This is a genomic window from Dyadobacter fanqingshengii (assembly GCF_023822005.2).
GTDB classification, from domain to species: domain Bacteria; phylum Bacteroidota; class Bacteroidia; order Cytophagales; family Spirosomataceae; genus Dyadobacter; species Dyadobacter fanqingshengii.
In genome coordinates, this window is record NZ_CP098806.1 from 2,601,435 (window position 1) to 2,627,259 (window position 25,825).

Here is a 25,825-nt window from a genome sequence, read left to right on the forward strand (position 1 = left end):
GTCAGCCTGGGAGGCTGACATTCGCTATTTAATCCAACTGAATTCGTATTGCAATTCCGGGATTCTCGTCCGGTCTGCGATTCTTTTTAATCTGTCTGGCAGCGCCATCAGATAATCCCTGGCTTTCTCTGCTCGTTCATTAATGTTCCTGACGGCCCCTATCTCCCACTCGATTAACAAGCTGTCAAGGATTTCGATGTAATCGTTCGTCGTGTACACGCCTAAACGCTGGGCAGCGTCGGAAAAATGTGAGAATGTATCACCCATTTTTACGCCTGATTCCCGTAAGAAGTGCGCTGGCATCACAATTTTCTTGCGCATCATATCTTCCAGTGCCAGAAGCAGTTCCGAAGGGTCAACCTCCAAAATCCTTCTAACAAAGTCTTTATAGGCCTTGGCATGGCGCATTTCATCGGATGCAATTACTCCGCAAATTTTGGATAAATGCGGGTTACCAAATTTCTTGGCCAATGTTGCAGTTCTCCTATGCGATACATTCGTTGCCAATTCCTGAAAAGACGTATAAATAAAGTTGCGATAAGGATCACGGTCTGTTCCGATATCGAAACCATCGGCGATCAGAAACTGTGTGGAAACCTCCATGGCACGCATATTAACACGGCCAGACAAGTATAAATATTTGTTTAAAAGGTCGCCATGGCGATTTTCCTCGGCCGTCCAGCTACGCACCCATGCTGCCCAGCTTGAAGGTTCTTCCACCTGATTTACTCCAATTACGTCCATTAGCCAGGATTCATAAGTAGGCAGTGCTTCCTCGGTAATCGTATCGCCGATCAATACAGCCATGTAATCGTATGGCAATTCTCGGCAGCTTTCCTGCAATAATTTGACCTCACTCAAAAAATTTTCATCACTGGAATCTGGTAAGAAATCCGAGGGCTGCCAGTTCTCTTCGATCGGCTTCAAATATTCAGCCATAAGCACATTCAGGTCCTTTCCTACATGTTGCATGACTTCAAGTCTTTCTGCTGAAAGTGCGGTATCCATTATATTTCTTTTTTTAAGCTCTGTTTGTTATTTTACAAATTACGTGAATTAAATGTAAGTATCGAATGACTTTTATCATTTCACGGTTCACAAATTATGACAATCAACGCAGTTTTAAACTATTTTTGCTGAAAAAATCCGAATGAAAAAAATCGTTGACTACGTACTGAGTGCTATTTACCTGATTCATTTTGGCTTAACCCTACTCCTCTTTCACGTTTTGCAGGTTATTGCATTTAATGTTTTTGGTAAAAAAGTACACAAAGTTGTTGTCGACTATCTGAACTTCTTTCTCACCTACGGATTGTATCTCACCGGAGCCCAGATCACACTCAAAAACCTTGCCCGCGTACCAGAAAATCGCACGATAATTTTCGTTGCCAATCATCAAAGTACATTCGACATCCCGGCTATCATTTGGTTTCTCCGGAAATATCACCCGCGATTTGTTTCCAAAGTAGAACTTTCAAAAGGCGTTCCGAGCATTTCCTATAACCTGCGAAAGAGCGGTGCGGCATTGATCAACAGAAAGGACGGCAAACAAGCTGTTACGGAAATCGCCAGACTCGGGAAATTAATTCATGAAGAAAAAACATCCGCGATCATTTTCCCCGAAGGCACACGATCCGCTAGTGGCATAATGAAGCCATTTATTCCAGGCGGCGTAGCAACTTTACTGAAACGTGCCCCGGATGCGCTGATCGTTCCAGTAGCGATCAATGGAACGGGCACATTTAACCCCAAAGGAATTTTCCCGCTCAGATCATTTTCGCACCTCTCCTGGACCGTGCTTCCCGGCATTGAACCGGCCGGAAGAAAGGCGGAAGAAATTCTTGCCGAAGCACAGGAAGCCATCCAGAATTCCATTTCCTGAAGATAAACTCCTCAAAATCAAATCGTCCTGTGTAGCGCTTAAATGGCTGTTTTTCCCTTAACAATCATTAACAAGGGCATTTTAAACCTATGTCTTTTGCGGCCCTCTAACCCATGAACTTTAAAATTTATTGGTTATGAAAAAGATATTTTTTGCCGCAATGCTCGCACTAGGATTCACAAGCGCATTTGCTCAATATGGTGCTACACCACATTCAGAACGCGGCGACCGTGGTTACGACGACCGACGCCATAACGAATATCGTCAGAGAGGCGGATCAGAAATCGATTATTTACAGCGTGAAGCGCGCCAGCAAATTTCGGCCGGAATCAACCGCGGAACACTTTCACGCCGTGAAGCAAATGCGCTGATGAACCGGTATGAACGTATCGAAGCCCGCCAAAGAGATTATAGCCACCGCGGAAGGTTGTCACCTCGCGAAACCCGTATCCTTCGCGAAGACCTGCAAAGATTAATGGCTGACACGCGCAGAATGAGCGACCGCAGAGGCGACGGCTGGGCCCGCGACAACAGAGGCAGATATTAAATATTAAAAGGCAGTTGAAGGTTTAGGGTAATTTGGAAACCATCCGGTCGCTTGACCGGATGGTTTTTTATGAGTCGTTTTTGAAATAACGGACGAGTTTAACATGCGATTTTTCAAAGCCTTCGCGCTGGTAAAAGCGGTGTGCCTGCTCCCGAACATTGCGCGAAGTCACTTCCATCTGAATGGCTCCCTTTGACTTTGCAAAGTTGGTAACATGCACCATTAATGCTTTGCCAACCTGCTTAGAGCGATATTCCGGCTCCACATACATTTCCTGGATTTCGGAAACCAGCGCGGCGTGGTGTAATAATGGCTGAATATGACAACTCACCATTCCCACCGGCTTACCGCCCAGCGCTGCGATGAAATAGGCAATATTCGTATTTTTTATATTTATATCAAAAGCAAAATCAAAGCCCTTAACGTCCATAACCATGTTTTCCAACCGGCATATCATTTCATAAAGGATCGTTTTATCAGATGCCCCGGCTTGCCTGATTACCAATTTTTCAATTTCCATACCATTCATTAAACAAAAGCACTTTCTCCTGTAATTGCACGTCCTACGATCAGTGAATTAATTTCTTTGGTTCCTTCATAGGAATAAATCGCTTCTGCATCCGCTACAAAACGGGCAATGTCGTATTCCAGCAAAATCCCATTTCCTCCAAAAAGCTCACGCGCGTGATCCACGATCGAGCGCATACGCAATGTGCTGAAAACCTTTGCTAGTGACGCATGTTCGTCTGTAAGCACGCCGCCGTCCTGTAATTGGGAAAGCCTGTAAACCAGTGTTTGCATGGCCGTAAGGTCGCCCAGCATTGTAACTAACAGATCCTGAACAAGCTGGAAGCCTGCGATCGGGCGACCGAACTGTTTTCTCTCCAATGTATATTTCAATGCAAGCTCATATGCGCCACGCCCGCAACCGACCGCCTGCCATGCAACGCCTGCACGCGTCATGCGTAACACATTGGCTGTGTCCTTAAAGGAGTTTGCATTTTGCAGTCGGTCTGTTTCCGGCACCCGGCAATCCGTCAATGTGATCAATGCATTCTGAACGGTCCGCAGTGCCATTTTGTCCTGCATTTTCTCGGCTACAAAACCAGGATTTTCTTTCCGCACAATGAAACCTTTTACCTGATTATCAGCAAGGTCCCTCGCCCAGATAATGGTAATATCAGAAAACGTAGCATTCCCGATCCACTTCTTCTGGCCGTTAATAATCCATTCATCGCCAACACGTTCACAAGTTGTAGTAAGCCCGCCAGCCACGCCGGAGCCTACCTCCGGCTCTGTTAACCCAAATGCACCGATCAGTTCCATTCTTTGCATTACGGGCAACCAATGTTGTTTTTGTTCCTCCGAACCACACAAGTAAATCGAACCCATCGCCAGCCCGCTATGCACGCCGAAAAAAGTGGAGATGGAAGAATCCACCCGCGCCATTTCCATTGCCACAAAACCTTCCAGCAGGGCAGATTTTCCTGCGCAGCCGTAACCTTTGTAAGTAAGTCCGCAAATGTTCAGCTTCGCCATTAACGGAATGATATGCATAGGAAAATGGGCTTTATTCCAATATTCGTTAGCGATCGGACGGATTTCCGTTTCCATAAAATCACGCACTTTCAGCTGAATTTCGCGGTCCTCGCCCGTGAGCGTTGCACTGAGTTCGTAAAAATCACCATTAACAACCGGCGGCGCCTTCTTTTTCCCCGATCCAGCTTCCATGAATTTCAACATTTTCCCAAGATCTTCCTCACTCATTTTAGACACCACACCCATCATCCTGTTCAAATCCACTTTTTTTGAAAGCTTGCCCAGCGCATCCAGATCAATGTTTTTAAGCAATGTACGTATTTGGGAAAATGATTCAAGAAAACTCATAATGCTGATTTTTGTTTGTTGCAATGTAGCTTTTTAAGTAAAGTCCCGCTTCTTCCGAATCTATTCCACAGGAAGGAATTCGTTTTATCCCAGCCAAAGTGTAGAATTTAATAATCATCGGAAACGTATAGGCTCCGGGAACGGAAATTGAGCATGGATTGGAAAAATCAAACAAATATGGCAACGCAAGCAAACAAGGAAGATGTAGAAGGCGGCTCACCCACACACGGCGGCCCAAAAGGCAAAGAAAAACAAAAAGACGACAGCGCGAAACCTTCGAAAACACTCTCGAAAGAGGCCGCGAAGGAGTCTGAAGATGAAAATATGACGGGTAACAAAGGCTATAACGAAACACCTCCGACTGTGCCCGTCAAATCGACCAAGCAGTAAGCGACTATTTCATTTCCGACAATGCTTCCAGTGCTGCGGACAAGTAGACCATTGGCGCGTTCCAGTTGATAGAGATCTCATTGGAAGCATAGGAACAGTCATCATCTGTAAATGATTCGTCGGCAAATTTGCTGGTGTAGGTCGTGCATTTGTCCTGTTGAGCCGGGTTTGGGCCACCGGATAAAAGTCCCGGAACAGGGTCAGCAATGCCATCGGCAACAGACGGCCGGTGGTGCGGATGCATGACGCGTTTGGAACCAAAACCGGTTAGGAAACAGTAGCCTGTTGCATTTCGTCCCAGCAGATAATCTAGGTTTCCCTGAGCTGCCTGCACGTATTTCGGGTTCTTTGTCTGTTTGAAAGCATAAAGCAATGCAATGCCCTGATTGGCAGCCACGGAGCTGCTTCCCCATGAATAGTCCCTTGCGGTTTTGCCCATAACGGTATGATAAGGTTGTTTTTCCAGGTCAACGAGCAAGTTATCTGCAAAGGAAATAATGTTCTTTTTTAGGCTATTGGTTAATGCAGGATCTGTTTTAAGCTCGTCTGCAAAGCGGATCATGGTGTAATAGCCTAATGTTTTCACCTGGCTCCAAGTTGGCAAAGGCATTGGCTGATCGGCATTGAAGTTAATGTCTTTCAGATAATCCGGTTTTTTGGTCAATGCATACATTTCTGCCGCAGCCCAAATCCATTCATCTTTCGCATCGCGGTCGCCGTAGGCCCCTGTTACGACATCCGGATCAAATTTTTTGTTCATCTCATCCTGGTTATAAAGCACCGCAGGATTCTTTTTAGCCCACTCCCATCCCTTCACAGCAGCCGTGACACAGGAATCGGAAAGACCAGGAAACTTATTCTCGAAATTCTTTAAAATGCGGGCAGACTGCGCCATTACCGCAACAAAGTCGAGTGTAGCCGCGGTGCCTTTTTGCACGACATAGCGAGGGTTTTTGCAAGCATCAGGCATGATCATTCCGTCGAACCTTGGATTAGTCAGTTTATGGTAAACGCCTCCATCGGCAGGATCTTGCATCGTTAACATCCAGCGCAAATTCCAAAGTGCCTCGTCCAGCACATCGGGAACGCCATTGTTGCTTTCGGGAATATTAGTCATGAAATTCTCGCAAAACGACGGATAATCTTCATACAAAGACAGCAGCGTGCCTATCGTAATGCCGGAGTTGACGATGTATTTATTATAATCGCCCGCATCATACCAGCCTTTCGGCGAGCTGATTACCGCATTCTCCGGCCGTGATTCAGACGCAGCGGACGCGTGGATGAGCACCTTATTGTCTGGATGCCCTGCCGGGCGCGCCCATTTTCCGGCAAACTTTTCGGGCAGGTCCGTCGACACTCTTTGATAGTAAAAGCCTTTCAATGAGGCCGCAGCAACTTCCTTGTAAACTTTTTCCTTTATTTCAAACGGCGCCGATTTCCCCAAAGCCGGAACTTCAATAAAATACTTCCCAGCTTTACGAACACTTGAAAAGTCCGCAATGCGGCTTATTTTCCCGGAATGCTGATTAGTTCGCGGCTCGCTGAGCTTTCCTTTTAAGACTGTTTTACCGGACGATGCCTCTTTCAGCTCAAATACGGTTTGCTTCTCCCCGATCACAATTGCTATTTTTTGCGCATTAGGATAAAATCCAATCTGATTTAAACGAATTGGCTCAGCACTATTCTGCGCAAAAGCAGACTGGGAAAGGCCCGATGAGAGAATACAAAAAGACAGGGAGGTTATCAGATTTCGGAGACAGGTAGATTGCTTCATAGGTTAGGTTAAAATCAAAGAGTTTGGCAATAAAAGCAAAAAATCACGGGCTATACCGATATGGGGCAAACTTTACAATAATCGCTTACGTAAAGGATAGTGCTATCCTTTTGTATACTACTTACTAATGTATAGTAAATTACAGTATCTTTGTATCAGATTTTGAAAGGGATCAAATAGATAGAAATCATGAAAAACAGAACGATAACCAATATAGTTTTTGCACATGAACATGCCATGGGTGACATGATGATCAAGCAGCCGCTGCCATCTGAGAAAGTCGCCTACTTGGACCCCTTCGTACTTTTACACCATGGACAAAATGAAATTCCTGATAATTTTGAGTTGCGTCATGCAGGTGTTGACCCACATCCGCACCGCGGTTTTGCGCCGGTAACATTTGTGTTTGAAGGCGGCGTACATCACAGGGATAGTCGGGGAAACGAGGGCACTGTTTTTAAAGGCGGAACCCAATGGATGAACGCGGGTATGGGCATTATCCACAGCGAAAGGCCGGCCGTTGCAGGGTTGCAGGAGATCATTCAAATGTGGGTGAACACGCCAGAAAGCCATAAAATGGATCAACCCGGATATTTTCCTTTGAAAGCAGAAGACACACCAACTTATAAAAGCGAAGATGGGTTAGTCAATGTTTCCGTGGTGACAGGAAATTTGCTCGGCAAAACCGGCCCGATCCCAACATTAAGCGCAATTGATTCGGCGATGATCCGTGGCTCGAAAGGCGGCAAAGTTTACATTCCTGTCGTGGAAAGTCATAATGCATTCCTATATGTTTTGGGAGGAAAAGTGAAGGTTAATGGTCAGGAAGCTGACCAACACTATATGACTGTTTTCGGTAACGATGGTGAGGGCTTTGAGCTGGAATTGCTGGAAGATACCAAAGCACTTTTCATGAGCGGAGAACCAAGCGGCGAGAAGATCGTTGCCAAAGGCCCCTTCGTGATGAGTAACGAAACCCAGATAATGGAAGCTTACAGAGATTACCGAGTGGGTAAAATGGGTGTTTTAATTGAATAGATAAAGATTTCAGCCATCGGCTTTCAAACTTTAGAAGGCCGATGGCTGGAATTGAACTTTCTTATCCTACTTTCTTAGGTCCTACTGAATCGTAAATGACCACTTTCTCCCACAAATGAGCATATTCCTTGATGAATTCGAGGTGGATAGGATGTGTCTGATAGATTTCTTCTTCGATAATATTTTTGAAAAAACACATCCATGAATACGAGTAATCCCTGACGATCACAGATCTGTTTGTTTCGGCAGGCTTACCAATGTGCACATACTGGATGGTCGGAACCTTTGCCAGTTTGTGCAATCCTTCCAACAATTTTGCCTCATCCTGTGCATTATGAGGATCTTTCAAATAAAAATAAACGTGGTGAATGAACAGCTCCTTCACTTTTTCCGGCTCAGCTGCCAGCGGAGAAATTGAAGCGATTGTAGCCAGTCCGGCATTCTGTAAAAACTTCCGTCTTGATTTGTCTTCCATATTATTGAGCGAGTATCCCAGTTCTGATCGGGAAGGTTTTATAAGCTTTTTTAGATTCCAATGTTAATCAACATCAAGAATACGACTTCTTTCCAATCTTTTCAAACCAAGCGCTAATGGTAAGATTCAAAAAACAAAGAGGTGACAGCTCGCACCCGCTACACAAACATCCCGAAGAAGAAAGTATCATTATCAAAGAAGGAACCGTAGAAGCGCTGGTGAACGGTCAAATGGAGCAACTATGCCCAGGCTCCGTCATTTTCCAGGCATCAAACCAAATGCATTCGATTAAGAATGTAGGCAAGACGCCTACAACTTACCACGTGTTTAGCTGGCATTCGGCCGGGATGAAGAAGTGAGAGGGAATCTTACTTTTTGAGTAACTCCTTTGGGACAGGATTGGCTTTCAAAAAGGCTCTCGCCTCCTCTGCCTTTTTAGCGAAGTGAGCCGTGATTATTTCAATCTTTTTCGCTAGCTTCTCAGCTTCTTTATTTTCGTTTTTGGCGAGTGCTGTGTTCATAGTGTATTTGATTTTTTAAAAGTAAAAATATGAATCATTTCAAGGATAACAAAAAGGCATCATAATTAACTCCGGAACGGAATCTTTGCCATTCACCATACCAATTTGGAAATGTTCCTATGAGCGTATTGTCCAGGTTTTTAGTGGCCACGAAACCCTGGATTGTGTAATTAATTTCTAGGTATGACAAAAAATTACTGATTCCCATTTGATATTTTCTCGTTCTTGATGCGGAACTGCCCCTTGCATAAACACTGTTGGTCGGGTTTTCATCGAGGAAATTTAACGTTGTTTGTGCAACTGTTGCCAGAATCTTGTCAGTGTCTCCATTCCTTAATTCAATAGAGTCGTCAACGTTTTGAAGCGCTTCGTCCCAAACTCCAAAACCCAAATTAAACGTATTGTTCCCGTGGGGACTATACATAATTATCATTTCAAAATTGCCACGAACTCCGTTGCTATAAAATTGATAGATATGAGCACCCAGTTGTTTCACATGGTATTTTTCAGCTTTCATAAATCATAGTGTGTAACAAGCTGCAATAATAACCAAAAAGAGCCACAGTCTCCTGTGGCTCTTTTGACAATATTCTTTAATCTTTAATCCTACTTCGTCTTCGCATAGTCAGCGGCGATGGCGTTGATTGCTTCGTCTTTCAAATGTTCTGACGCGATCACGAGCCGGTAGCGGAAAGTGGTGGACTCGCCTTTTTTAAGTTTGAAGTTGAGCGTTTCTTTTCCGTCGCTTAGCGCCTTCATCCCCAATGGATTTACAGCGAAAAGACCGTAGCCGCGGGCATGCCAGTAAGCTGGATAACCTACGTTTTTCGGGTGGTCGATCATGGCCACGCTGATATTCTCATCTTTGATCTTTCCTGTCAGGTTACACCAGACAGCGCGCTTGCCCCAGACAGCTTCTCCTTCAACACCATTGCTGTTGCGGTAATTACCTGTGATCCCTTCATTATTCATGACCGGAACTTTGGTTGCTATGCCGCTTGCGTCGGTGAAAATTTCGGGCTTGTTGGATGGCAATTCAAGCTCACGGGCTACGCGGATGGCGAACATTCCGTCCTTAATGTCGGGCATGGCTACTTCATCCAGCACCGCAGTTAAAGTTGTGGAACGATCGATTATGCGCTGGTCGCCTTTGCCGCTGAAATGGTAGGTTGTAGATTCCTGCAACGTGAGAACACCATTTTTATCTTTCCAGTCGGCCGTAACGGTCAGCTCACCTTTGTCTTTTCCACTTTTCATGGATTTGATGCCGGTGTGAATGATGGTTCCGTAAGCACGCTTTGCATGGTCCACGGCATCGGAATTGTTCCAGTAGTCGTTCCCATTCACATCTTCGTAGTTGAGCCAGATTCCTACATGGTGCGGGTGGTCAACACGCTCGCCTGGTCTTGGGTCCAGCGGCCAGCCTCTGGTAATGAGCGTGCCTTTCGCCGTTTGAACCGGATAAAGCACGGCTTTCTTCAATTTATCTTCACCCGGATAGAAGTAAGACGTAAAAGCCTTACCATCGATTTTGACCTCGACCTTCTTTTCCTTCTCATTATTGACCAGATCCACTTTTTGAGCTTGCGCCAATCCGCCTGCTGCCAAAACAGAAAGTGCGGTTGCTGCAATGCCCTTTGTTATAACATTCACGTTCAATGTTGGTTAGCTTAAAATAATCTCTTTTTTCTTCGGATCCCAACTCACACGCTTACCCGAGTGAAGCGCCTGCGTCGCCATAATGTTCGCAACCGAGTGGTTGAAACCTACGCGCGCTGGTGCATTGCTTTCCTTGCGGCTGCGGATACATTCCATCCAGTTGCGCATGTGCAGCGAGGTCATTGGATCGGAGCCAGTGTTCGCGTCTGTGGAGATCTTGTCTCCTGCTTTCAGAGACATTTCCGTTAGCAAGTTGGCCTCCAGTCCCATTCCTTTGGCGTCTTTTGCCTGTAATCCGCCTTCAGGAGTGATTTTATTGGTATCCAGGTTGATCATTCCACCATTAGAATAGTAGTATTCTTTCACACCGCCAGCTTCGTTATTGAAACGGGATGAGTAAATTACCTGGAAGCCTTTTTCTTTGTTATCAAATGGCCCGTATTCAAAAGCGGCGCTGAACGTATCTACATTTGTGCGCCCATCTTTCCATGTGTAAATCCCCCCGTTGGCAACAACATTTCTTGGCGCATCAAGTCCTGAGAACCAGTGCACTGTGTCGATCTGATGTGCCATCCATTGCCCCGGTATTCCGGAAGAATATGGGTAAAACAAACGAAATTCAAGATAGTAACGCGGGTTCCATTCCACTTTCGGGCGGTTCATTAAGAAGCGGTCCCAGTCTGTATCTTCTTTTCTGATTTGAGAAACCAGTTCCTTCCGTCTCCAGCGGCCCGGCTGGTTCACATTCCACGTCATTTCAACTGTGGTAATGTCACCAAATTTGCCGGATTTAATGTATTCATAAGCAGCCCAATAATTAGGTGCACTACGTCGCTGAGAACCAACCTGAACAATTTGTTTTGAAGCTTCAACTGCTTTCAAAGCCACTTTGGCATCTTCCAATGTTTCGGCGAATGGTTTTTCCACATACACGTCGCGACCGGATTTCACGGCTTCCGCGCAATGCAATGCGTGCTGAAAATCGGCGGTGCTGATGATAACGGCATCCACATCTTTACGGCCCAGTAACTCTTCGTTATTTCTGGCTTTCGCAAATTCGGCAGACGCATAAGGCTTGCCTTTCATAAATGCCTCGGCCTCGTCACGGCGGCGGTTCCAAAGATCGGAAACGCCCATAAACTCAAAGTTCAGTTCTTTCGCATGATCAGAAAAGCTGGGAGCCAGTGAGCTGCGGAAACGGTCCGAAAAACCTATTATCCCCACACGTACGCGGTCATTTGCGCCCAAAATTTTTCGGTAACTAGCTGCGCTAAAAGCATTTGAACCAACGGCAACACCCGCCGAAGCCAGCGCTGCATTTTTTATAAAATCCCTTCTGCTTGTCATGATATTGATCTTAAAAAGTTAATTTTCAGTTAATGGCCCACGAGTTTGGCGGGCAATCAGTTGTAAAAAACGAGTGCACTTTTATCTACTCTAAAAAAAGATGTTTTTTGAACCGGAGCCCGTTATTTTATTTCCTTCACTTTCAGACTACGGAATGAAACATTGTCGCCGTGATCTTGCAAAAGCAGGTTTCCTTGTTGTGATAATCCAAAACCTTCAAATCCTTTAAATTTCGACTCTGCTACAAATTCTTTGAACTGCTGCGATCCGCGCACATATTCAACCACTTTGTAACCATTCAAAAAGTGCTGAACCGTTCCGTCTTTCTGAACCACAATCCTTCCCTGGTTCCACTCACCGATCTTTTTTACCGCGTTTTTAGGTCTGTCGGCAGGAATTACGTCGTAGAATGAAGCAATGGTGCGGTTTCCATTTTTACCAAGTTTTGCATCCGGATGTTTTTCATCGTCCAGCACCTGGTATTCGCAGCCAATGCCCGATTTCCCACCCGAGCTGAATTTTTGATCTACAAAATATTTTACCCCGCTATTGGCGCCTTCGGTTAGTTTAAAATCAAATTCAAATTCGAATGCCGGGCCATATAATTTTTTGGTCACAATGTCATTTCCAGTTTCAGAACCATCTGATTTTGAGATTGTAATGGTTCCATCAGCGTAATTCCAGCGTTTAGAGGGAAAATCCGTTCCGCCGTATGAGCGCCATTGATCGGCTGTTTTTCCGTCGTAAAGCAATGTGTAACCTTGTGCTTTTTCTGCTTCGTTAAGGGAATTTGGGATCAGGTTTACGATGCGAATGTTAGCAGCCGGGCTTGGTTTAAGGTCGGTTGTTTTGATCCTTACATTTTTCCAGCTCACCTGCGTTCCTTCCAGATCTTTACTGCCTATGGCATGCACTTGCAGACAGATGAACCCGCTCGGTGTCATATCATCAATCACGTGCGCAACGGGAACACCATTCAGGAATGTGCGGATAGAACTGCCAATTGCTTCAATGCGGTATTTATTCCAGGCATCTTTTTTGAATGCCTTTTTGGCTTCCGGGTTCAGATCCAGCGGATAAAGCCAGCCGCGGCGTGCTTCATCATACAGTCCGGCTGAATAAGCGCGGTCGCTGGGGTCAATTTCAACCTGGTAACCGTGTACGCGGCCATTCTGGTAATCAGGTGTCGACAAACTTCTGATCTGAATGCCGGAATTCAGCTTGTTATCCACTTTGACATCGCATTCAAAAATAAAGTCCCCGTAATTTTTTTCAGTAGTAAGGAAAGAATTAGGTGTGTCGGTTACTGAGGTTCCCACAATGGCACCATCCTTCACTTCATACTTAGCTTTTCCATTCAATTGTTTCCAGCCGGTAAGGTCTTTCCCGTTGAAAAGATTCTCCCAACCGTCCTTCGATTTTTGCGCATTCGCGCATGCAAGTGTGACTAAAAGAAGCAGAATAGTCAGCGGCAATTTTTGTTTTTTCATTTGTTCAGGAACTCTGTTGTGATAAATGACCTTTGTAACGGATAAAAATTGGACTTCCGTACATTATCAATATAACGATATTTTGCATACGGTACCCTTACTTAACGAAGATTCCCATCACGCAAAAGACATTGAGATCTTCTGTCATGACGGGAATGCAACTTATTCATTCAAATGATCAATAGCCCGGATTTTGCGGAAATGAGGCTGCACCGCCTTCTGTTCTGTCGATCTGTGTTTGGGGGATGGGACGCAGCAAGTGGATTGGCTTCACATTCGGGGCGGCTTGCGGATTGTATTTCTGCACCCGCTCAACCAGGTTACCCCAGCGTTTCAGGTCCATCCAGCGAATTTGTTCTCCAAGCAATTCACGTCCACGCTCTTCCATCAACATTTCCATGTTCATGTTTGCCTGCTTGATCTCCATCGCAGCGGTTTTCCCGGGAAAAGCAGCGCGGCGACGCACCATATTGATCGCATCTGTGGCTTCCTTCACCTTTCCTGTCAGCAGTTGCGCCTCAGCCAGCAACAAATACGTATCTGCCAAACGGAAGCACATATAATCGCGGCTTCCCGGCTCGTAAGTGCGGTCTGGACGAAGCGGATCAAGGAATTTTTTGTTTGTCGGGAATAAAGCTTCGTCATAACGGCTTGGTACTAACACCTGATAAGGCTTTTTAGCACGCTCTGCCAGTGGCATTTCATAACCGGGAATAAAGATCGTGGTATCACCCGCTTTGAATGTTACTGTGGATTTCGAGTTATCGAAAACGTTGGTAAACGTGCCCGGGTTGTTACAGATCCATGTGTCCTTAAATGTTTTTTTGTAACGCGAATCATTTACACGGTCAGCAAAAACAGTTTCAAGACAGTATTTCGTTGGGCGCATGCGTTTGAAAGGACGACCATTCAAAATATCCCGGACCATTCCTGCCTGCACGTCATATTGCATCCCGAAATAAAGGTGAAGGCTGTTTCCTGTGCCGTTCGTCAATGGATCCATGGTATACTGAACCGCGAAAACAACCTCATCATGATTCTGATTTCCCTGGTCAAAAACACTTGCAAAGTCAGGCAAAAGCTTGAATGTGTAATTATTGATCACATTGGAAGCATAAGTTGCCGCTTTGGAATAATCATCCGCAGCTTTCGAAGATGAATTGCCTTTGGCCAAAAACACCATGGCCAGCAAATGCTCCGCCGCCGGCTTAGTAGCACGACCGTAATCCGTTGCTTTCGATTTCGCTTCAAGGTCCGGCAAAGCAGATTCCAGGTCAGAAATAATCTGTTTGTAAATTTCCGATTCAGGCGCACGGGAAGTTTTCTTGGTTGGCAAAATAGTTTCTGTTAACCTCAGGTCAACGCCGCCATATTGCTGCATTAAAAGGAAATAATAATGCGCCCGCAAAAACTTCATTTCTGCTACACGCGCCTTTTTGATCGCATCGGTAACGGTTGCGGCCGGTGCCCGTTCGATCACGGCGTTACATACGTTGATCCCGCGGTAAGTCTCGTCCCAGATCGTTGCCAGATAATCCACGGTTGGCTGCAACTGGGCATCGTAAAAGTGGAAGCCTTTGTATCCGCCATCAGCGCCTGTTGCGTAAAGGTCTGTACCAAATTCGGTGAGGGTAATCCCCTGCTGCGTTCCATAATAATTGCGCAGCGAAGAGTAAGCCGACTTTGCCGCATCTTCAAACCCTTTGGGCGTATTAATGTAGTCGTTACCAATGCTGGAAATAACTTCTTCCTCCAACAGGTCACTGCACGACTGGCCTATGAGCATTAATGCCAGTAAGCCAATGTATTTATATGATTTCTTGATGTATTTAAATTTCATTTTTGTCAATATTAAATGTTGTTACCAAACCTTTCAGCATGCTCAGAACTTCACATTAAGTCCGATCGTGGATACGCGCGTTGCAGGTGTTACGCCCGATCCGATAGTGGTGTCGGAAGTTTCAGGATCCACACCATTGTATTTAGAGCGGTATTTTGACCAGATTTTAGGCTGCTGGATACTTGCAAACAAACGAAGCGATTCCAGGCCCAGTTTCTTAGTCAGGTTGTTACTGAAAGTGTAACCGAAGTTAATGTTACGGATCTTTACAAACGAGCCATCATAATAGATGATCGCGGAGTTGTTAACCGGGAATTCCTGGTCTTTATTTGGCTGCGGAAATTCGTTGGTCGGATTGTTTGGTGTCCAGTAATCCACATACATTTGCTGATAACGGCCAGCGAGTGCATTGTTATCCCTGTGAAATCCGCTGATGATCATCTGTCCTTGTCTGGCGTAAATGAAGAACGAAAGGTCAAATCCTTTGAAATTGAAACGGTTTGTGATCCCACCACTCCAATCCGGTACATCTGAACCCAGTTTCTGACGGTCATCTGCATTGATTTTGCCATCGGGCTGCCCGGTCAGTTGTCCGTCTGCGCTACGGCCGTTTACATCCTGAACCTTGATCTGCCCTACCCTGCTGCCGTACGATTTCGCAGCGTCAGCTTCGTTGGTTTGCCAGATCCCCGCTTTTTTGTAATCAAAATATTCAGACAAAGGATATCCGATAAACCATTTGTTACCCAAATCATCCACTGCACCATTATAAAGAGAAATGATCGCCTCGGTGTTTTTAGTAAACTGGAAATCGGTAGTCCATTTGAAACCGTTTTTCGCGTTGACGTTAATGGTAGAAACGCCCAGCTCAATTCCGCGGTTACGCGTTTCACCCACGTTGCGCGTCACCGCATTGAAACCGATAGAAGCAGGCAACTGATCGGATAGCAGGAGGTCGGTTGTATTGGTTTCATAAAGTTCAAGAGAACCCTGGATGCGGCCTTTGATAAAGCTGAAATCGATACCCACGTTTTTAGTTGCCGAAGATTCCCATCTCAGATCCGGGTTACCGATTGTATTGGGGCGATATCCATATGCAGGCGTGTTATCCCACGCATAAATTGTCCTGCCCAGCAAACCTTGCGTCTGGTAAGGTGCCACACCCTGGTTACCCACAGAACCGTAGCTAACCCGAAGTTTTAAAAGGTCGAGCCATGACACACCCTTCATGAAAGGTTCATTGGAAATATTCCAACCCAAAGCAACGCCCGGGAATGTTCCGTATTTTGTATTTTCTCCAAAACGGCTCGATCCATCGCGACGGGCTGTAACCGTTACAAGATATTTGTCGGCATAATCATAGTTGATACGCGCCATGTAGGAATTCAAGGTCCAGGGAATCAGTACACTACCAACTCCCAGCACTGCATTTGCATTACCCACATTGTAAAATTGCTGCGTTTCAGCAGGGACGCCCTGTACAGAGATCGTGTTTGCCTCAAAACTTTCGCGCTGCACAGAATGAAGAGCGGTAATGCCCAGGTTGTGTTTCGCTGCAAAGGTTTTGTTATAGGTAACAATGTTTTCCAATGTCCAGTTGAAGCCATATTGGTTGTAAATAGCGGCCTGCGGATCACCGCCTTTTCTGGCATTGGTTTGCGCGCCGATGAAGCGACCACCACGTTCAACTGCAAAGTCAGGACCAAAATTGATCCGGTATTTCAGACCTTCAATGATCTTGACTTCGGTATAGAGACTATTGAAAATGCGGTATTTTTTACGTTCGTCAACCTGCGCGCCAGGAACGATCTCTGCCAGCGGGTTGGTCAGCAGTGCGTCATTGGTAGGCGCAAAAATGATCTTACCAGCATCATCATAGGCCCTTCCAAGCGGGTTTTGATTCAATGTAAATGCGTACGGGTTCAAATCCTTACCATTTCTTACAGAATACATGAGGTAGGACGAAATACCCACTTTCACGCGGCTGTTAATGTTATGGTCAATGTTTGCGCGAAGAGAGGTTCTTGTATAGTCCAGACCTTCCGAAATTCCCTTATCTCTGAAAAAGCCTCCTGAAATGTAGAACTGCGTTTTTTCATTGCCGCCCTGTACACCCACAGAATGGTTTTGCTGAAAACCCTGACGCAGGATCATATCCTGATAATCTGTCGTGCGGTTTTTTGCAATTCCATCCAATTCAACAGCTTCAAATAATTTCGAATCCGCAAATGCATCCACCTGGCCCGTAGGAACCGGGTTTCCGTTTGCATCCTTATAAAGACTTCCCGCAGCGATGCCGCGCCGCGACTCACGCAAATATTCAGCGAATTCGGGTCCTGAGAACAGGCGGATCTTGTCCAGCGCGTCCGTTACGCCCACATATGTATCGTAACTGATCGTTGTTTTACCTTTTGTAGACTCTCCTCTCTTCGTTGTGATAAGAACAACGCCGTTGGCGCCCCTTGCACCATAAATAGCAGTTGCCGTTGCATCTTTCAGGATTTCCATGGATGCCACGTCATTCGGGTTCATGTCTTCATATCCGCCGGAGACGAAATCAAACGGACGCGTTGCCGAGGACATTAATTCATTCCGGTCACCAGCCAGCGGAATACCGTCCACAACATATAGTGGATTGTTACCGGCATTGAATGAACGTCGGCCGCGGATCAGGATCTTTGGTGTAGAACCAGGCTTACTTCCCGACTGGGAAACGTCCACCCCCGCCACGCGGCCCTGCATGGCCTGGCCAATGTTCGTGATCGGCATTTCACTGATCTGCTTTGCTGAAACAGATGAGATCGCACCCGTCGTCTGACTCTTTTTCTGGCTACCATAACCCACGACTACAACCTCTGTAAGCGCTTTCATATCAGCATCCAATTTTATGTCGATGATGCTTCTGGCGCCAACCGGCACTTCCTGGGTTATAAATCCAACAGATGAGAACACCAGCACGGCGCCGTTATCCGGCACATCAATTTTAAACTGTCCTTCCACATCGGTGTTTGTCCCGCTTCTGCTTCCTTTCAACACTACCGACACCCCTGGAATGGGTGTATTGTCTTCTGATGAGGTGATTTTCCCAGACACGGTTTTGTCAATAGAAAAAACATGGGTTACGTTGGGCCGGTTCAGTGAAAATGCCTCGGCGGTGAAGCCTGACACGATCATCGCTGCCATGGTCAGACGCAAAGCGCTTTGACCAGTACTAGTAAATTTTCTTTTCATACGCATTGATTGGTGATTGATAAAGTTCTGACTGCTTACTGCTGGACGAGATTTTTAATGACTACCCTTAAAAAATATTATATTAATTCTAAAAAAAGTTAAATTGTAAATTATCGGTTACAACGTTAACGGTTACATATCACACCAAACGATTGTGGTGGTGAGAAAAAGTGAAGCAAGAAGGTCTTTAAGGGGTTCAGTTTGAATAATTCTAATAACTACATTAATTGTATATATAGTACAATTTAGAATTAATATTTGAGAATAGATATAAGTGCGCTAATCCGGAAATGAAAGCGGTGTTTTATTTATGCAAACGTTATCGGGAACGTTGCCAGGATTGGCCTGATCAAATAAATTATTGCAAAATATTGACAATTAAGACTTTTGAGAGCCTCGATAAAACCGCTACGATCGTGGTAATTATTGAATTATTCCAATATTAACTTAAATAATCTGCCGCTTGTAAAAGGGTCAGTTAATGATGGAGAAGAAAAAGAAAGCGAGCAGAATGATAACTGCCATGGAGATCACGCCAAGCACAATGCTGTTGGGAGTCACCGTTTTTTGAAATGAAGGCGCGCCGGGTTGGCCGGGATCACGCTCAGTAATAATGTCCAGCGAATTCCTGATCCTTCCCCAGATGGAGTTAACCTCCTGACTTGAAAGGGAATCCGGCTTCCAGTCAGACGCCATCAACACGAGTTCCCTGGCTTTGGCAACAGTATCTTTCATCGCAGGATATTTCACGATCCAGCCCTCCCAAAAAGAGCGGATAGGAGGATCATCGGGAAACCGTACCCATCTAATGAACAGGTTTTCCATCGCTAACTCTTCCGCCGATAACTCCGAAAACGGTTTCATTTCAAGCACTTAATTAATTACAAAAGGCACATTCCCTTTGCTACAAAATCCCACAAACCTTATCTGAAAAGGGCACCAAACAGCAAGCCCCGCCAGTCTGTGAATTTTATAAATAAGGAAATACGCGTGTGTTTATACTCAAAATACGATTCCTGAAACCGTCAAAAGGGACATCTGCCTCGGGATCAATCGGAATTTAGCGCGCAGAGGGTGTTGACGGAATACTAAACACAATTTTTCCTTACATTTGCGCCCTGTTTCGTAGACTATAAGGACCAAAATATATACAATGACCTCGCATCAAATACGTCAGGCTTTTCTTGATTTTTTTCGGAGTAAAGAACATTTAATTGTGGCTTCGGCTCCTTTGGTGGCCAAAAATGATCCTACCCTCATGTTTAACAACTCGGGGATGGCGCAGTTTAAAGACTTCTTTCTGGGTAATGGCACCCCTCCTTCCCGCCGCATTGCAGATACGCAGAAATGCTTACGGGTTTCAGGAAAACACAATGATTTAGAGGACGTTGGTTTTGATACTTACCATCATACGATGTTCGAAATGCTGGGCAACTGGTCTTTTGGTGATTATTTCAAGAAAGAGGCAATCACCTGGGCCTGGGAGCTTTTGACAGAGGTTTACCAGCTCCCCAAAGACCGGCTTTATGTTTCTGTTTTTGAAGGCGATTCCAAAGATGGTGTTCCGTTTGACCAGGAAGCCTGGGATCTCTGGAAGCCGATCGTGGGTGAAGACCGCATTATTTTGGGAAATAAAAAAGATAATTTCTGGGAAATGGGTGATACAGGTCCATGCGGCCCTTGCTCAGAAATCCATATCGATTTGCGTCCGGCTGCCGAAGTGGCGGAAGTTTCCGGTAAATCGTTGGTTAACAATGATCATCCGCAGGTTGTGGAGATCTGGAACCTGGTTTTTATGCAGTTTGAACGTAAAGCCGACAGTTCGCTGGTGCCGCTTCCCGCTACACATGTTGACACGGGAATGGGCTTCGAGCGCTTATGTATGGCGGTTCAAAACAAAACTTCCAACTATGACACGGACGTTTTCCAGAACACAATTCAGGTTTTGGAAACATTATCCGACAAAAAATACGGTGCTAATAATGAGCCGTTTGCGGACATTGCCATGCGCGTGATCGCGGACCATATCCGGGCAGTTGCATTTGCGATTACGGATGGACAGTTGCCATCCAATAACAAGGCTGGTTATGTTATCCGCCGGATTTTGCGTCGCGCAGTTCGTTACGGCTACTCTTACTTAGGTTTCCAGGAGCCATTTTTTTACAAATTGGTTGCGGTTTTGGCGGATCAGTTCAAAGATGTTTTCCCGGAGTTAAAATCACAGGAAGAGTTCGTTACGCGGGTTATCCTTGAAGAGGAAAAAAGCTTTTTGAGAACGCTGGAATCCGGTTTGAAACGGCTGGATGTGATTGTCAGTTCATTAAAAGAAAAAGGCATCAGCGTGATTGCAGGCGATGAAGTTTTTGAATTGAGCGACACATTTGGATTCCCGGTTGACCTTACGGCGCTGATTGCACGTGAGAAAGGTTTCCAAATTGATGAGCTTGGTTTTCACGACGCATTAACGGAACAGAAGAACCGGTCGAGACAGGATGCTGCGAAAGAGGCGACGGATTGGATTGAGGTGCGCGAGGCCGATGGTGTTGAATTTCTGGGCTATGATTTTGAAGAAACGCACAGCCAGATCATCAAATACCGCAAAGTCAAGACCAAAACGGGCGAGGAATATCACATTGTCCTTGACCGGACGCCTTTCTATGCTGAAATGGGTGGACAGGTTGGCGATACGGGCGTCCTGCTCCTGGATAACGGCCTGACAGATGGCAAAAAGACAGTCAGAATCGTTGATACCAAGAAGGAGAACGACCTTTTTGTTCACATTTCCCCGGATAAAAATTTGGATGATGCATTGAAAAATGCAGGCATCATTGTGGCGAAAATCGATAGCGACCGCCGTGAAAAGATCAAAGCAAATCACTCCGCAACGCACCTAATGTTATCTGCGATGCGGGAAGTGCTGGGCACGCACATTGGTCAGAAGGGTTCGTTTTTGAATGATGAAGTGCTTCGTTTTGACTTCTCGCACTTTGCAAAAGTGACGGATGAGGAACTGCGCAAAATTGAGGATCGGGTTAATGAAAAAATTCGTGAAGACATTGCCTTGGACGAAAGACGAAACGTACCGATCAAGCAAGCGTTAGACCAGGGAGCAACGGCAACATTTGGCGAAAAATATGGCGATTTCGTCCGTCTGATCATTTTTGACCCCGCCTACTCTTTCGAGCTTTGCGGCGGAACGCACATTCCTTCCACGGGCCAGATTGGTGTTTTCAAGTTTATCTCCGAAGGCTCTGTTTCCGCTGGCGTGCGCCGTGTGGAAGCGGTTACAGGTGCGAAAGCGCTTGACATAATGCGCCAGCAGGAGGAAACTCTGAACAAAATAAAAGAGCTGCTAAAAAGCCCAACTGACCTGATTAAAGCGGTGGAAAGCTTGCTGGACGAGCGCAATGGTTTACAGAAAAGAATCGTTTCGCTGGAAAACGAAAAAATACAGTCGCTGAAAACCACATTGGTCGACAATATGAAAAAGCACAGCACTTTCAATCTGATTGTTGAAAAAGTGGATGTACCGAGTGCTGATTCGCTCAAACAATTATCTTACGAATTGCGTGATCAAATTGAAAACCTGATTGCAGTTTTTGGGACAGAAATTGCTGGTAAGCCCCAACTTTCAGTGTTCATTGCAGAGAATATTGTTCAGGAAACAGGTTTGAATGCTGGTAAAATCGTGAAAGATCTTGCCAAAGAGATCCGTGGTGGTGGTGGTGGTCAGCCGTTCTTCGCAACGGCTGGTGGTTCGGACGCCAGCGGATTGGATGCTGCATTAGACAAAGCGAAAGGGCTTTTCTAAAAAATTCAACTGCATTTCGGGCAATTTCTAAGTGCTGATTAAGCACAATTTGAATTATCAAATACAAAAAGAGCGATGCCAAAATTGGCGTCGCTCTTCTGATTTAAGGACTATAATAAAGTCTTGATTATTCCTCGGTTTTCAATTGTCCCCGGATTTCTCCCTGAGGATACTTAGCCGAATGAATGTTTACGTAATACAAACCGGCTTTCAGGTCGGCTACCTGTGCTTCGGTCAAAGTGTCTTTAAATGCAAAGGGTGAGGTAAAAGTTGTTCCGAGATTGATTACCACTGCTCCTGCCGAATCAACCGGCGCCTTGTGAATGTGCCAAGCTGTGGGAGTGAATGTGGAATCTGTTGAAGTTGAGTCGGACGAAGCAGAATCGCTGTACATCATGTTTAAGCTTAAAATCCTGCTTTCCTGATCCAACGTACCATCTACTGATCCAGTTGCTGTTGATGGATTAGCTGGGACCTCGTTTGCGCCGGAAAGGGTCGTGCTGACTTTCAGTTCGGGCAATACGGGAGTCGGGTCTGTTACTTCATCGTCATCACTACATCCTACCATCGCGGCGATAAAAAACACACCCAAAAATGCTAATTTTCTCATAATGCTTTGTTTTAGTAAATAATTGGTTTGACCGCTAACAGTAAAAAACCTGCTCCCGCCAAAACATTTGTATTCAAACAACTGACTATGAAAAGATTACAATTTTAGGTCAAAAATCGGGAACTGGGGACTAACGCACACCATTTGCTGAATTATACAACATTTATTGGCTTTTTTGATGGTAATGTAGTAGAAAAACCAAATTTCCATCGGTTATGAGACCATAACCACAACTCAGGCTGGCGCTTAATATTCTTTTCCAACTCTGTATAATACAATTTCATTATTTCCGTTTCACCCATTTTTCCGGCTTCTTCAACCAGTAAATTGAACCTGAAATTGTATTTGTGCGCACCCCGTTTTTGTACATCCAGGTACACTACGGCGCTATTTCGCTTGATCGCAATGCGCGCCGCACCTGATTGGATATACGTCTCGCGGTTAAAGAATTCGATTACGTTTTTGCCCGCGACGGGCGGTCTCTGATCAGCAATGTTGACAAATATTGCAGGTTTATTATCGCACCAATTTATAGCCGAGCGATACCAGTTTGCTTTCGGGATCAGCTTAATGCCGAAACGGCTTCTCAGCCTCTTCAACTTTTCATTCAACATGCCATTGGAAACAGGCGAGTAAGCTGCCAGAACATTGCTGTTAGTCAGTAAAGGCATTGAAAAGAGATATTCCCAGTTCCCATAATGTGAAACCAATAATACGACGTCCTTTTTTTCCGACAGTAATTGATGAATAACGGACGGATTCCCGTAGCTCACAAATTTCGCAAGGTCCTTCTGGGCAATGTTACGGACCATTAAAGGCTCTACGATCAGATTCGCCAGGTGCCGGTAATATTTGTTCGTCAACCGGGCTTTCTCAGCATTTGAGAGATTTGGAAAACATATCGTCAGATTTTTCAGGATAACCTTTTTGCGATACGGCCAAATATGCCGGAAAACCAGATAAATAAAATGCGAAGTTACTCGCCAGAACAGGATGGAGACGCTGCTTACGCCGATCCGGGAAAGAGAAGCAGTGAGCCACCGCTTCTCTTTCCATGGCATGGATTGGGCGCTGCGCATTACAATTTGAGCTGGATGCCCGTATTGAACCCGAAATGAACGCCCTGAAAATCCTTGGAGCTATCGTTTTTCCAAATGTATTTTTTGACAAAGTCATAGTCGTTATCCCGTTTGTAACTTACATAGTTAATGGTCGGGCCGGCGAAGATTTCGATTTTATTACCAATTTTATAAGCCGGGATAATGCGCAGGGAGTTTTTATTATAACTGCCTTTTTTGAAATTAGACAATGTTTGACTGACCGCTTCCAGATTAAGCCTGAAATCCTTGACCAACTTAATGTGCGCACCTAAACCGGCTTCAATTGCGTACAAGTCGCGTTTATCGCCTTTGAAATTATATCCTAAACCGGCAATTCCATATAAAACGCGGCCACCGGAACGGAAGGATGCAATGGTTGTCATGGTTTCATCAAGCGTTAGTGCAATGGTTTTTTCACCACTTCTGATAAAATTGAAAACGGCAATGGGATAGTCACTCGTGTCTGCAATGTTGATTAACCCAGCAAGTTGTATGCCCTTAACATTCTTGGCAATGTTGGCAAAACCCGCAACCTGCGCATTCACATTTTTACCTTTGTTCAAAAATCCGCTCAATTGCAATCCTTTCGCATCGTTGCGTGTAATGTTGGCAAAGCCCGCCATCTGCACCGATTGAGAACTGCCTGCCAAATTCATGAATCCTGCAATTTGTCCGCCTTTCGCTTCATTTTTTATAATGTTTGAAAATCCCGCCATTTGAATTCCGTTGGCATTGTTTCCTATAATGTTGGCTCCTCCGGCGAGCTGAATTCCCTTTGCATCGTGCGAAATGAGGTTCACCGCACCCGCCATATGTAATCCGGATGCGTCTTGTTTGATCAGATTGGCTGCACCGGAAATGGCAACGCCTGTTTCTGACTTGGAAAGGCCTGCGATGGCGTGCAGGGAAAAGCGGTTTGTATAGGAAGCAGCGTGTTTGCCATTGGTGCTGAGCGGATAAATAAATCCAACATGCACTGCTGATATGGTGTCGTTTTGACCAAAAGAAACAAAAGAAAGGCCGAGTAAAAAGATGCTTACAAAAAGTGCTTTGGTAGCAAAAAATCTTAAATTTTTCATGGGAATGTATTTAAAGAGAAATCATTTAAACACATACAGTCGGCAGGAACTCAAATTGCAGGCCTTCAATCCGGTCCAATTGCTGTATGCAAAGTACCGACAACGAGATTTGCGCTTACCCTAAAATAATTTGGAAAAAAAATCGCTTTGACTCAATGGGGCGGTTTCCGTTTGAGTTGTGTCGCGTTCTGCTTTCATTGGATGCTCGATTTTACTATTTTTGTTTACAGTCAGGACACTATAACTTTAATATGATGATTACCAAAGAAGAATCGCGGTTGAATATACACTTGAAGGAAGTTCGTTTAGAGACCTTTGAGAAGGGGTGTCCTTTTATGCTTCACGATTCTGAGATTAACACAGAGGGCTTCATTTACGAATATCCAGACGGTTCTATGAAATTGATGAACCTAGCTGACGATTTGCAAACGATCATTGAGGTTAGAGCATTAACCCCGGCCGAAACTGCGGATATCAGACAGAAACTTAATCTGCCTGCGTTTCAGTATGCCTGATCTTTTCTTGATTACCGGTCCAAACGGTGCAGGAAAGTCTTTAAATGCAAACGCTTTGATTCCCAAACCAACTGACTTTCCCGTTTTTGATGGTGATAAAATATTTTATCAACTGCTGAATCGGCATTACAAGCTAACCAAAGTGGCAAAATATGCACGGCAACTAGCAGAAGAGGAACTTCAACGCATCTTTGAATATGAAATTTCAAGAGCAATTGTCGAGAGACAGGACTATGCTTACGAAGGGCATTTCAGCACCGAAAACTCCTGGAAAACGATCAGGCGATTTCAAGACGCCGGATATAGGATCAACATGATTTTTCTGGCACTTGAAAACGTTAATATATCATTGCAGAGAGTTGCTGTGAGGGTTTCACAGGGTGGACATCATGTTGCGCCTGCTCATATCTATGAAAACTTTTTCGGCAACATACGTTTACTCGATCAAAATCTACCTTTAATAGACAGACTCACCATTATTGACAACAGTTCCATTACTGCTACGCACATACTCACTCTGGAAGATCAAAAGATTTGCTTCATCAGAAAAGATAAAGTGCCGGCGTGGATAGTGAATAATATGCCCGAACTGGTGAAGATCATTGAGCAAGCTGAAACATTCTAGC

24 protein-coding genes are annotated in these 25,825 nt (G+C 45.1%); 8 read left to right on the top strand and 16 right to left on the bottom strand.

The window, feature by feature from the left end:
* Positions 1-24 precede the first annotated feature (24 nt).
* Complete coding sequence (locus NFI81_RS10865; RefSeq protein ID WP_234612413.1) at positions 25-1,008, bottom strand: acyl-ACP desaturase; 984 nt, start codon at positions 1,006-1,008, stop codon at positions 25-27.
* A 142-nt stretch (positions 1,009-1,150) separates the two neighbouring features.
* Between NFI81_RS10865 and NFI81_RS10870 the strand changes: the two genes are divergently transcribed.
* Both NFI81_RS10870 and NFI81_RS10875 read left to right on the top strand, forming a co-directional pair.
* Positions 1,151-1,882, top strand: a complete 732-nt coding sequence (locus NFI81_RS10870) for a lysophospholipid acyltransferase family protein (RefSeq protein WP_234612412.1) — start codon at positions 1,151-1,153, stop codon at positions 1,880-1,882.
* Positions 1,883-2,018: 136 nt separating this feature from the next.
* On the top strand, positions 2,019-2,429 hold the full coding sequence (locus NFI81_RS10875; RefSeq protein WP_234612411.1) for a hypothetical protein: 411 nt from the start codon (positions 2,019-2,021) through the stop codon (positions 2,427-2,429).
* Positions 2,430-2,496: 67 nt separating this feature from the next.
* Here NFI81_RS10875 and NFI81_RS10880 read toward each other — a convergent pair whose 3' ends face one another.
* Together NFI81_RS10880 and NFI81_RS10885 are read right to left on the bottom strand one after the other, a co-directional pair.
* On the bottom strand, positions 2,497-2,949 hold the full coding sequence (locus NFI81_RS10880) for a GNAT family N-acetyltransferase (protein WP_234612410.1): 453 nt from the start codon (positions 2,947-2,949) through the stop codon (positions 2,497-2,499).
* An 8-nt stretch (positions 2,950-2,957) separates the two neighbouring features.
* On the bottom strand, positions 2,958-4,316 hold the full coding sequence (locus NFI81_RS10885; protein WP_234612409.1) for an acyl-CoA dehydrogenase family protein: 1,359 nt from the start codon (positions 4,314-4,316) through the stop codon (positions 2,958-2,960).
* 177 nt (positions 4,317-4,493) lie between these two features.
* On the opposite strand from NFI81_RS10885, the gene NFI81_RS10890 reads away from it, so the two are divergent.
* A complete protein-coding gene (locus NFI81_RS10890) occupies positions 4,494-4,706 on the top strand; it encodes a hypothetical protein (protein WP_234612408.1) in 213 nt (70 codons plus the stop codon).
* A gap of 4 nt (positions 4,707-4,710) precedes the next feature.
* Here NFI81_RS10890 and NFI81_RS10895 read toward each other — a convergent pair whose 3' ends face one another.
* Positions 4,711-6,483 carry a glycoside hydrolase family 9 protein gene (locus tag NFI81_RS10895; protein WP_234612407.1) on the bottom strand — a complete coding sequence of 591 codons (1,773 nt, stop codon included), beginning with the start codon at positions 6,481-6,483 and terminating at the stop codon, positions 4,711-4,713.
* A 189-nt stretch (positions 6,484-6,672) separates the two neighbouring features.
* On the opposite strand from NFI81_RS10895, the gene NFI81_RS10900 reads away from it, so the two are divergent.
* Complete coding sequence (locus NFI81_RS10900; protein WP_234612406.1) at positions 6,673-7,521, top strand: pirin family protein; 849 nt, start codon at positions 6,673-6,675, stop codon at positions 7,519-7,521.
* 61 nt (positions 7,522-7,582) lie between these two features.
* Here the strand turns inward: NFI81_RS10900 and NFI81_RS10905 are convergent, their stop codons facing one another.
* Positions 7,583-7,996, bottom strand: coding sequence for a Dabb family protein (locus NFI81_RS10905; protein WP_234612405.1), 414 nt, complete (start codon positions 7,994-7,996; stop codon positions 7,583-7,585).
* Between the two features lie 116 nt (positions 7,997-8,112).
* Between NFI81_RS10905 and NFI81_RS10910 the strand changes: the two genes are divergently transcribed.
* A complete protein-coding gene (locus tag NFI81_RS10910; RefSeq protein WP_234612404.1) occupies positions 8,113-8,355 on the top strand; it encodes a cupin domain-containing protein in 243 nt (80 codons plus the stop codon).
* A 9-nt stretch (positions 8,356-8,364) separates the two neighbouring features.
* On the opposite strand, the gene NFI81_RS10915 is transcribed toward NFI81_RS10910, so the two are convergent.
* The 8 genes from NFI81_RS10915 to NFI81_RS10950 all read right to left on the bottom strand — a co-directional run bounded on the left by NFI81_RS10915 (position 8,365) and on the right by NFI81_RS10950 (position 18,948).
* On the bottom strand, positions 8,365-8,517 hold the full coding sequence (locus NFI81_RS10915) for a hypothetical protein (protein ID WP_234612403.1): 153 nt from the start codon (positions 8,515-8,517) through the stop codon (positions 8,365-8,367).
* Between the two features lie 34 nt (positions 8,518-8,551).
* Complete coding sequence (locus tag NFI81_RS10920) at positions 8,552-9,034, bottom strand: DUF6934 family protein (protein WP_234612402.1); 483 nt, start codon at positions 9,032-9,034, stop codon at positions 8,552-8,554.
* Positions 9,035-9,123: 89 nt separating this feature from the next.
* Positions 9,124-10,149, bottom strand: a complete 1,026-nt coding sequence (locus NFI81_RS10925) for a DUF6807 domain-containing protein (RefSeq protein WP_234614865.1) — start codon at positions 10,147-10,149, stop codon at positions 9,124-9,126.
* A gap of 33 nt (positions 10,150-10,182) precedes the next feature.
* Positions 10,183-11,523, bottom strand: a complete 1,341-nt coding sequence (locus NFI81_RS10930; protein ID WP_234612401.1) for a Gfo/Idh/MocA family protein — start codon at positions 11,521-11,523, stop codon at positions 10,183-10,185.
* Positions 11,524-11,645: 122 nt separating this feature from the next.
* A complete protein-coding gene (locus tag NFI81_RS10935) occupies positions 11,646-13,013 on the bottom strand; it encodes a 3-keto-disaccharide hydrolase (RefSeq protein ID WP_234612400.1) in 1,368 nt (455 codons plus the stop codon).
* Between the two features lie 178 nt (positions 13,014-13,191).
* Positions 13,192-14,853, bottom strand: coding sequence for a RagB/SusD family nutrient uptake outer membrane protein (locus NFI81_RS10940; RefSeq protein ID WP_234612399.1), 1,662 nt, complete (start codon positions 14,851-14,853; stop codon positions 13,192-13,194).
* A 42-nt stretch (positions 14,854-14,895) separates the two neighbouring features.
* On the bottom strand, positions 14,896-18,084 hold the full coding sequence (locus tag NFI81_RS10945) for a SusC/RagA family TonB-linked outer membrane protein (protein WP_374759452.1): 3,189 nt from the start codon (positions 18,082-18,084) through the stop codon (positions 14,896-14,898).
* A 474-nt stretch (positions 18,085-18,558) separates the two neighbouring features.
* Entirely contained in the window at positions 18,559-18,948 is a 390-nt protein-coding gene (locus NFI81_RS10950) for a hypothetical protein (protein ID WP_234612398.1), read from the bottom strand.
* 289 nt (positions 18,949-19,237) lie between these two features.
* On the opposite strand from NFI81_RS10950, the gene alaS reads away from it, so the two are divergent.
* Complete coding sequence (alaS, locus tag NFI81_RS10955; RefSeq protein ID WP_234612397.1) at positions 19,238-21,895, top strand: alanine--tRNA ligase; 2,658 nt, start codon at positions 19,238-19,240, stop codon at positions 21,893-21,895.
* Positions 21,896-22,022: 127 nt separating this feature from the next.
* Here the strand turns inward: alaS and NFI81_RS10960 are convergent, their stop codons facing one another.
* From NFI81_RS10960 to NFI81_RS10970, 3 genes are all read right to left on the bottom strand, one after another.
* Entirely contained in the window at positions 22,023-22,505 is a 483-nt protein-coding gene (locus NFI81_RS10960) for a CHRD domain-containing protein (protein WP_234612396.1), read from the bottom strand.
* Between the two features lie 152 nt (positions 22,506-22,657).
* A complete protein-coding gene (locus NFI81_RS10965; RefSeq protein ID WP_234612395.1) occupies positions 22,658-23,584 on the bottom strand; it encodes a lysophospholipid acyltransferase family protein in 927 nt (308 codons plus the stop codon).
* Positions 23,584-24,684, bottom strand: a complete 1,101-nt coding sequence (locus NFI81_RS10970) for a hypothetical protein (RefSeq protein ID WP_234612394.1) — start codon at positions 24,682-24,684, stop codon at positions 23,584-23,586. The genes NFI81_RS10965 and NFI81_RS10970 overlap by 1 nt, the downstream gene beginning before the upstream one ends.
* 251 nt (positions 24,685-24,935) lie before the next feature.
* Between NFI81_RS10970 and NFI81_RS10975 the strand changes: the two genes are divergently transcribed.
* Complete coding sequence (locus tag NFI81_RS10975) at positions 24,936-25,199, top strand: hypothetical protein (RefSeq protein ID WP_234612393.1); 264 nt, start codon at positions 24,936-24,938, stop codon at positions 25,197-25,199.
* Positions 25,192-25,824: an ATPase gene (locus tag NFI81_RS10980; RefSeq protein ID WP_234612392.1), complete on the top strand. Its 633-nt coding sequence runs from the start codon at positions 25,192-25,194 to the stop codon at positions 25,822-25,824. Before NFI81_RS10975 ends, NFI81_RS10980 begins: the two co-directional genes overlap by 8 nt.
* Position 25,825 lies beyond the last annotated feature (1 nt).

Excerpts from the sequence above, each read along its gene's own strand:
- NFI81_RS10975 (WP_234612393.1), top strand. The coding sequence starts at position 24,936 with ATGATGATTACCAAAGAAGAATCGCGGTTGAATATACACTTGAAGGAA.
- NFI81_RS10950 (WP_234612398.1), bottom strand. The coding sequence starts at position 18,948 with ATGAAACCGTTTTCGGAGTTATCGGCGGAAGAGTTAGCGATGGAAAAC.
- NFI81_RS10910 (WP_234612404.1), top strand. The coding sequence starts at position 8,113 with ATGGTAAGATTCAAAAAACAAAGAGGTGACAGCTCGCACCCGCTACAC.
- NFI81_RS10895 (WP_234612407.1), bottom strand. The coding sequence starts at position 6,483 with ATGAAGCAATCTACCTGTCTCCGAAATCTGATAACCTCCCTGTCTTTT.
- alaS (WP_234612397.1), top strand. The coding sequence starts at position 19,238 with ATGACCTCGCATCAAATACGTCAGGCTTTTCTTGATTTTTTTCGGAGT.
- NFI81_RS10865 (WP_234612413.1), bottom strand. The coding sequence starts at position 1,008 with ATGGATACCGCACTTTCAGCAGAAAGACTTGAAGTCATGCAACATGTA.
- NFI81_RS10935 (WP_234612400.1), bottom strand. The coding sequence starts at position 13,013 with ATGAAAAAACAAAAATTGCCGCTGACTATTCTGCTTCTTTTAGTCACA.
- NFI81_RS10885 (WP_234612409.1), bottom strand. The coding sequence starts at position 4,316 with ATGAGTTTTCTTGAATCATTTTCCCAAATACGTACATTGCTTAAAAAC.
- NFI81_RS10960 (WP_234612396.1), bottom strand. The coding sequence starts at position 22,505 with ATGAGAAAATTAGCATTTTTGGGTGTGTTTTTTATCGCCGCGATGGTA.
- NFI81_RS10920 (WP_234612402.1), bottom strand. The coding sequence starts at position 9,034 with ATGAAAGCTGAAAAATACCATGTGAAACAACTGGGTGCTCATATCTAT.
- NFI81_RS10945 (WP_374759452.1), bottom strand. The coding sequence starts at position 18,084 with ATGAAAAGAAAATTTACTAGTACTGGTCAAAGCGCTTTGCGTCTGACC.
- NFI81_RS10890 (WP_234612408.1), top strand. The coding sequence starts at position 4,494 with ATGGCAACGCAAGCAAACAAGGAAGATGTAGAAGGCGGCTCACCCACA.
- NFI81_RS10965 (WP_234612395.1), bottom strand. The coding sequence starts at position 23,584 with ATGCGCAGCGCCCAATCCATGCCATGGAAAGAGAAGCGGTGGCTCACT.
- NFI81_RS10930 (WP_234612401.1), bottom strand. The coding sequence starts at position 11,523 with ATGACAAGCAGAAGGGATTTTATAAAAAATGCAGCGCTGGCTTCGGCG.
- NFI81_RS10915 (WP_234612403.1), bottom strand. The coding sequence starts at position 8,517 with ATGAACACAGCACTCGCCAAAAACGAAAATAAAGAAGCTGAGAAGCTA.
- NFI81_RS10880 (WP_234612410.1), bottom strand. The coding sequence starts at position 2,949 with ATGGAAATTGAAAAATTGGTAATCAGGCAAGCCGGGGCATCTGATAAA.
- NFI81_RS10940 (WP_234612399.1), bottom strand. The coding sequence starts at position 14,853 with ATGAAATTTAAATACATCAAGAAATCATATAAATACATTGGCTTACTG.
- NFI81_RS10980 (WP_234612392.1), top strand. The coding sequence starts at position 25,192 with ATGCCTGATCTTTTCTTGATTACCGGTCCAAACGGTGCAGGAAAGTCT.
- NFI81_RS10870 (WP_234612412.1), top strand. The coding sequence starts at position 1,151 with ATGAAAAAAATCGTTGACTACGTACTGAGTGCTATTTACCTGATTCAT.
- NFI81_RS10900 (WP_234612406.1), top strand. The coding sequence starts at position 6,673 with ATGAAAAACAGAACGATAACCAATATAGTTTTTGCACATGAACATGCC.
- NFI81_RS10905 (WP_234612405.1), bottom strand. The coding sequence starts at position 7,996 with ATGGAAGACAAATCAAGACGGAAGTTTTTACAGAATGCCGGACTGGCT.
- NFI81_RS10875 (WP_234612411.1), top strand. The coding sequence starts at position 2,019 with ATGAAAAAGATATTTTTTGCCGCAATGCTCGCACTAGGATTCACAAGC.
- NFI81_RS10970 (WP_234612394.1), bottom strand. The coding sequence starts at position 24,684 with ATGAAAAATTTAAGATTTTTTGCTACCAAAGCACTTTTTGTAAGCATC.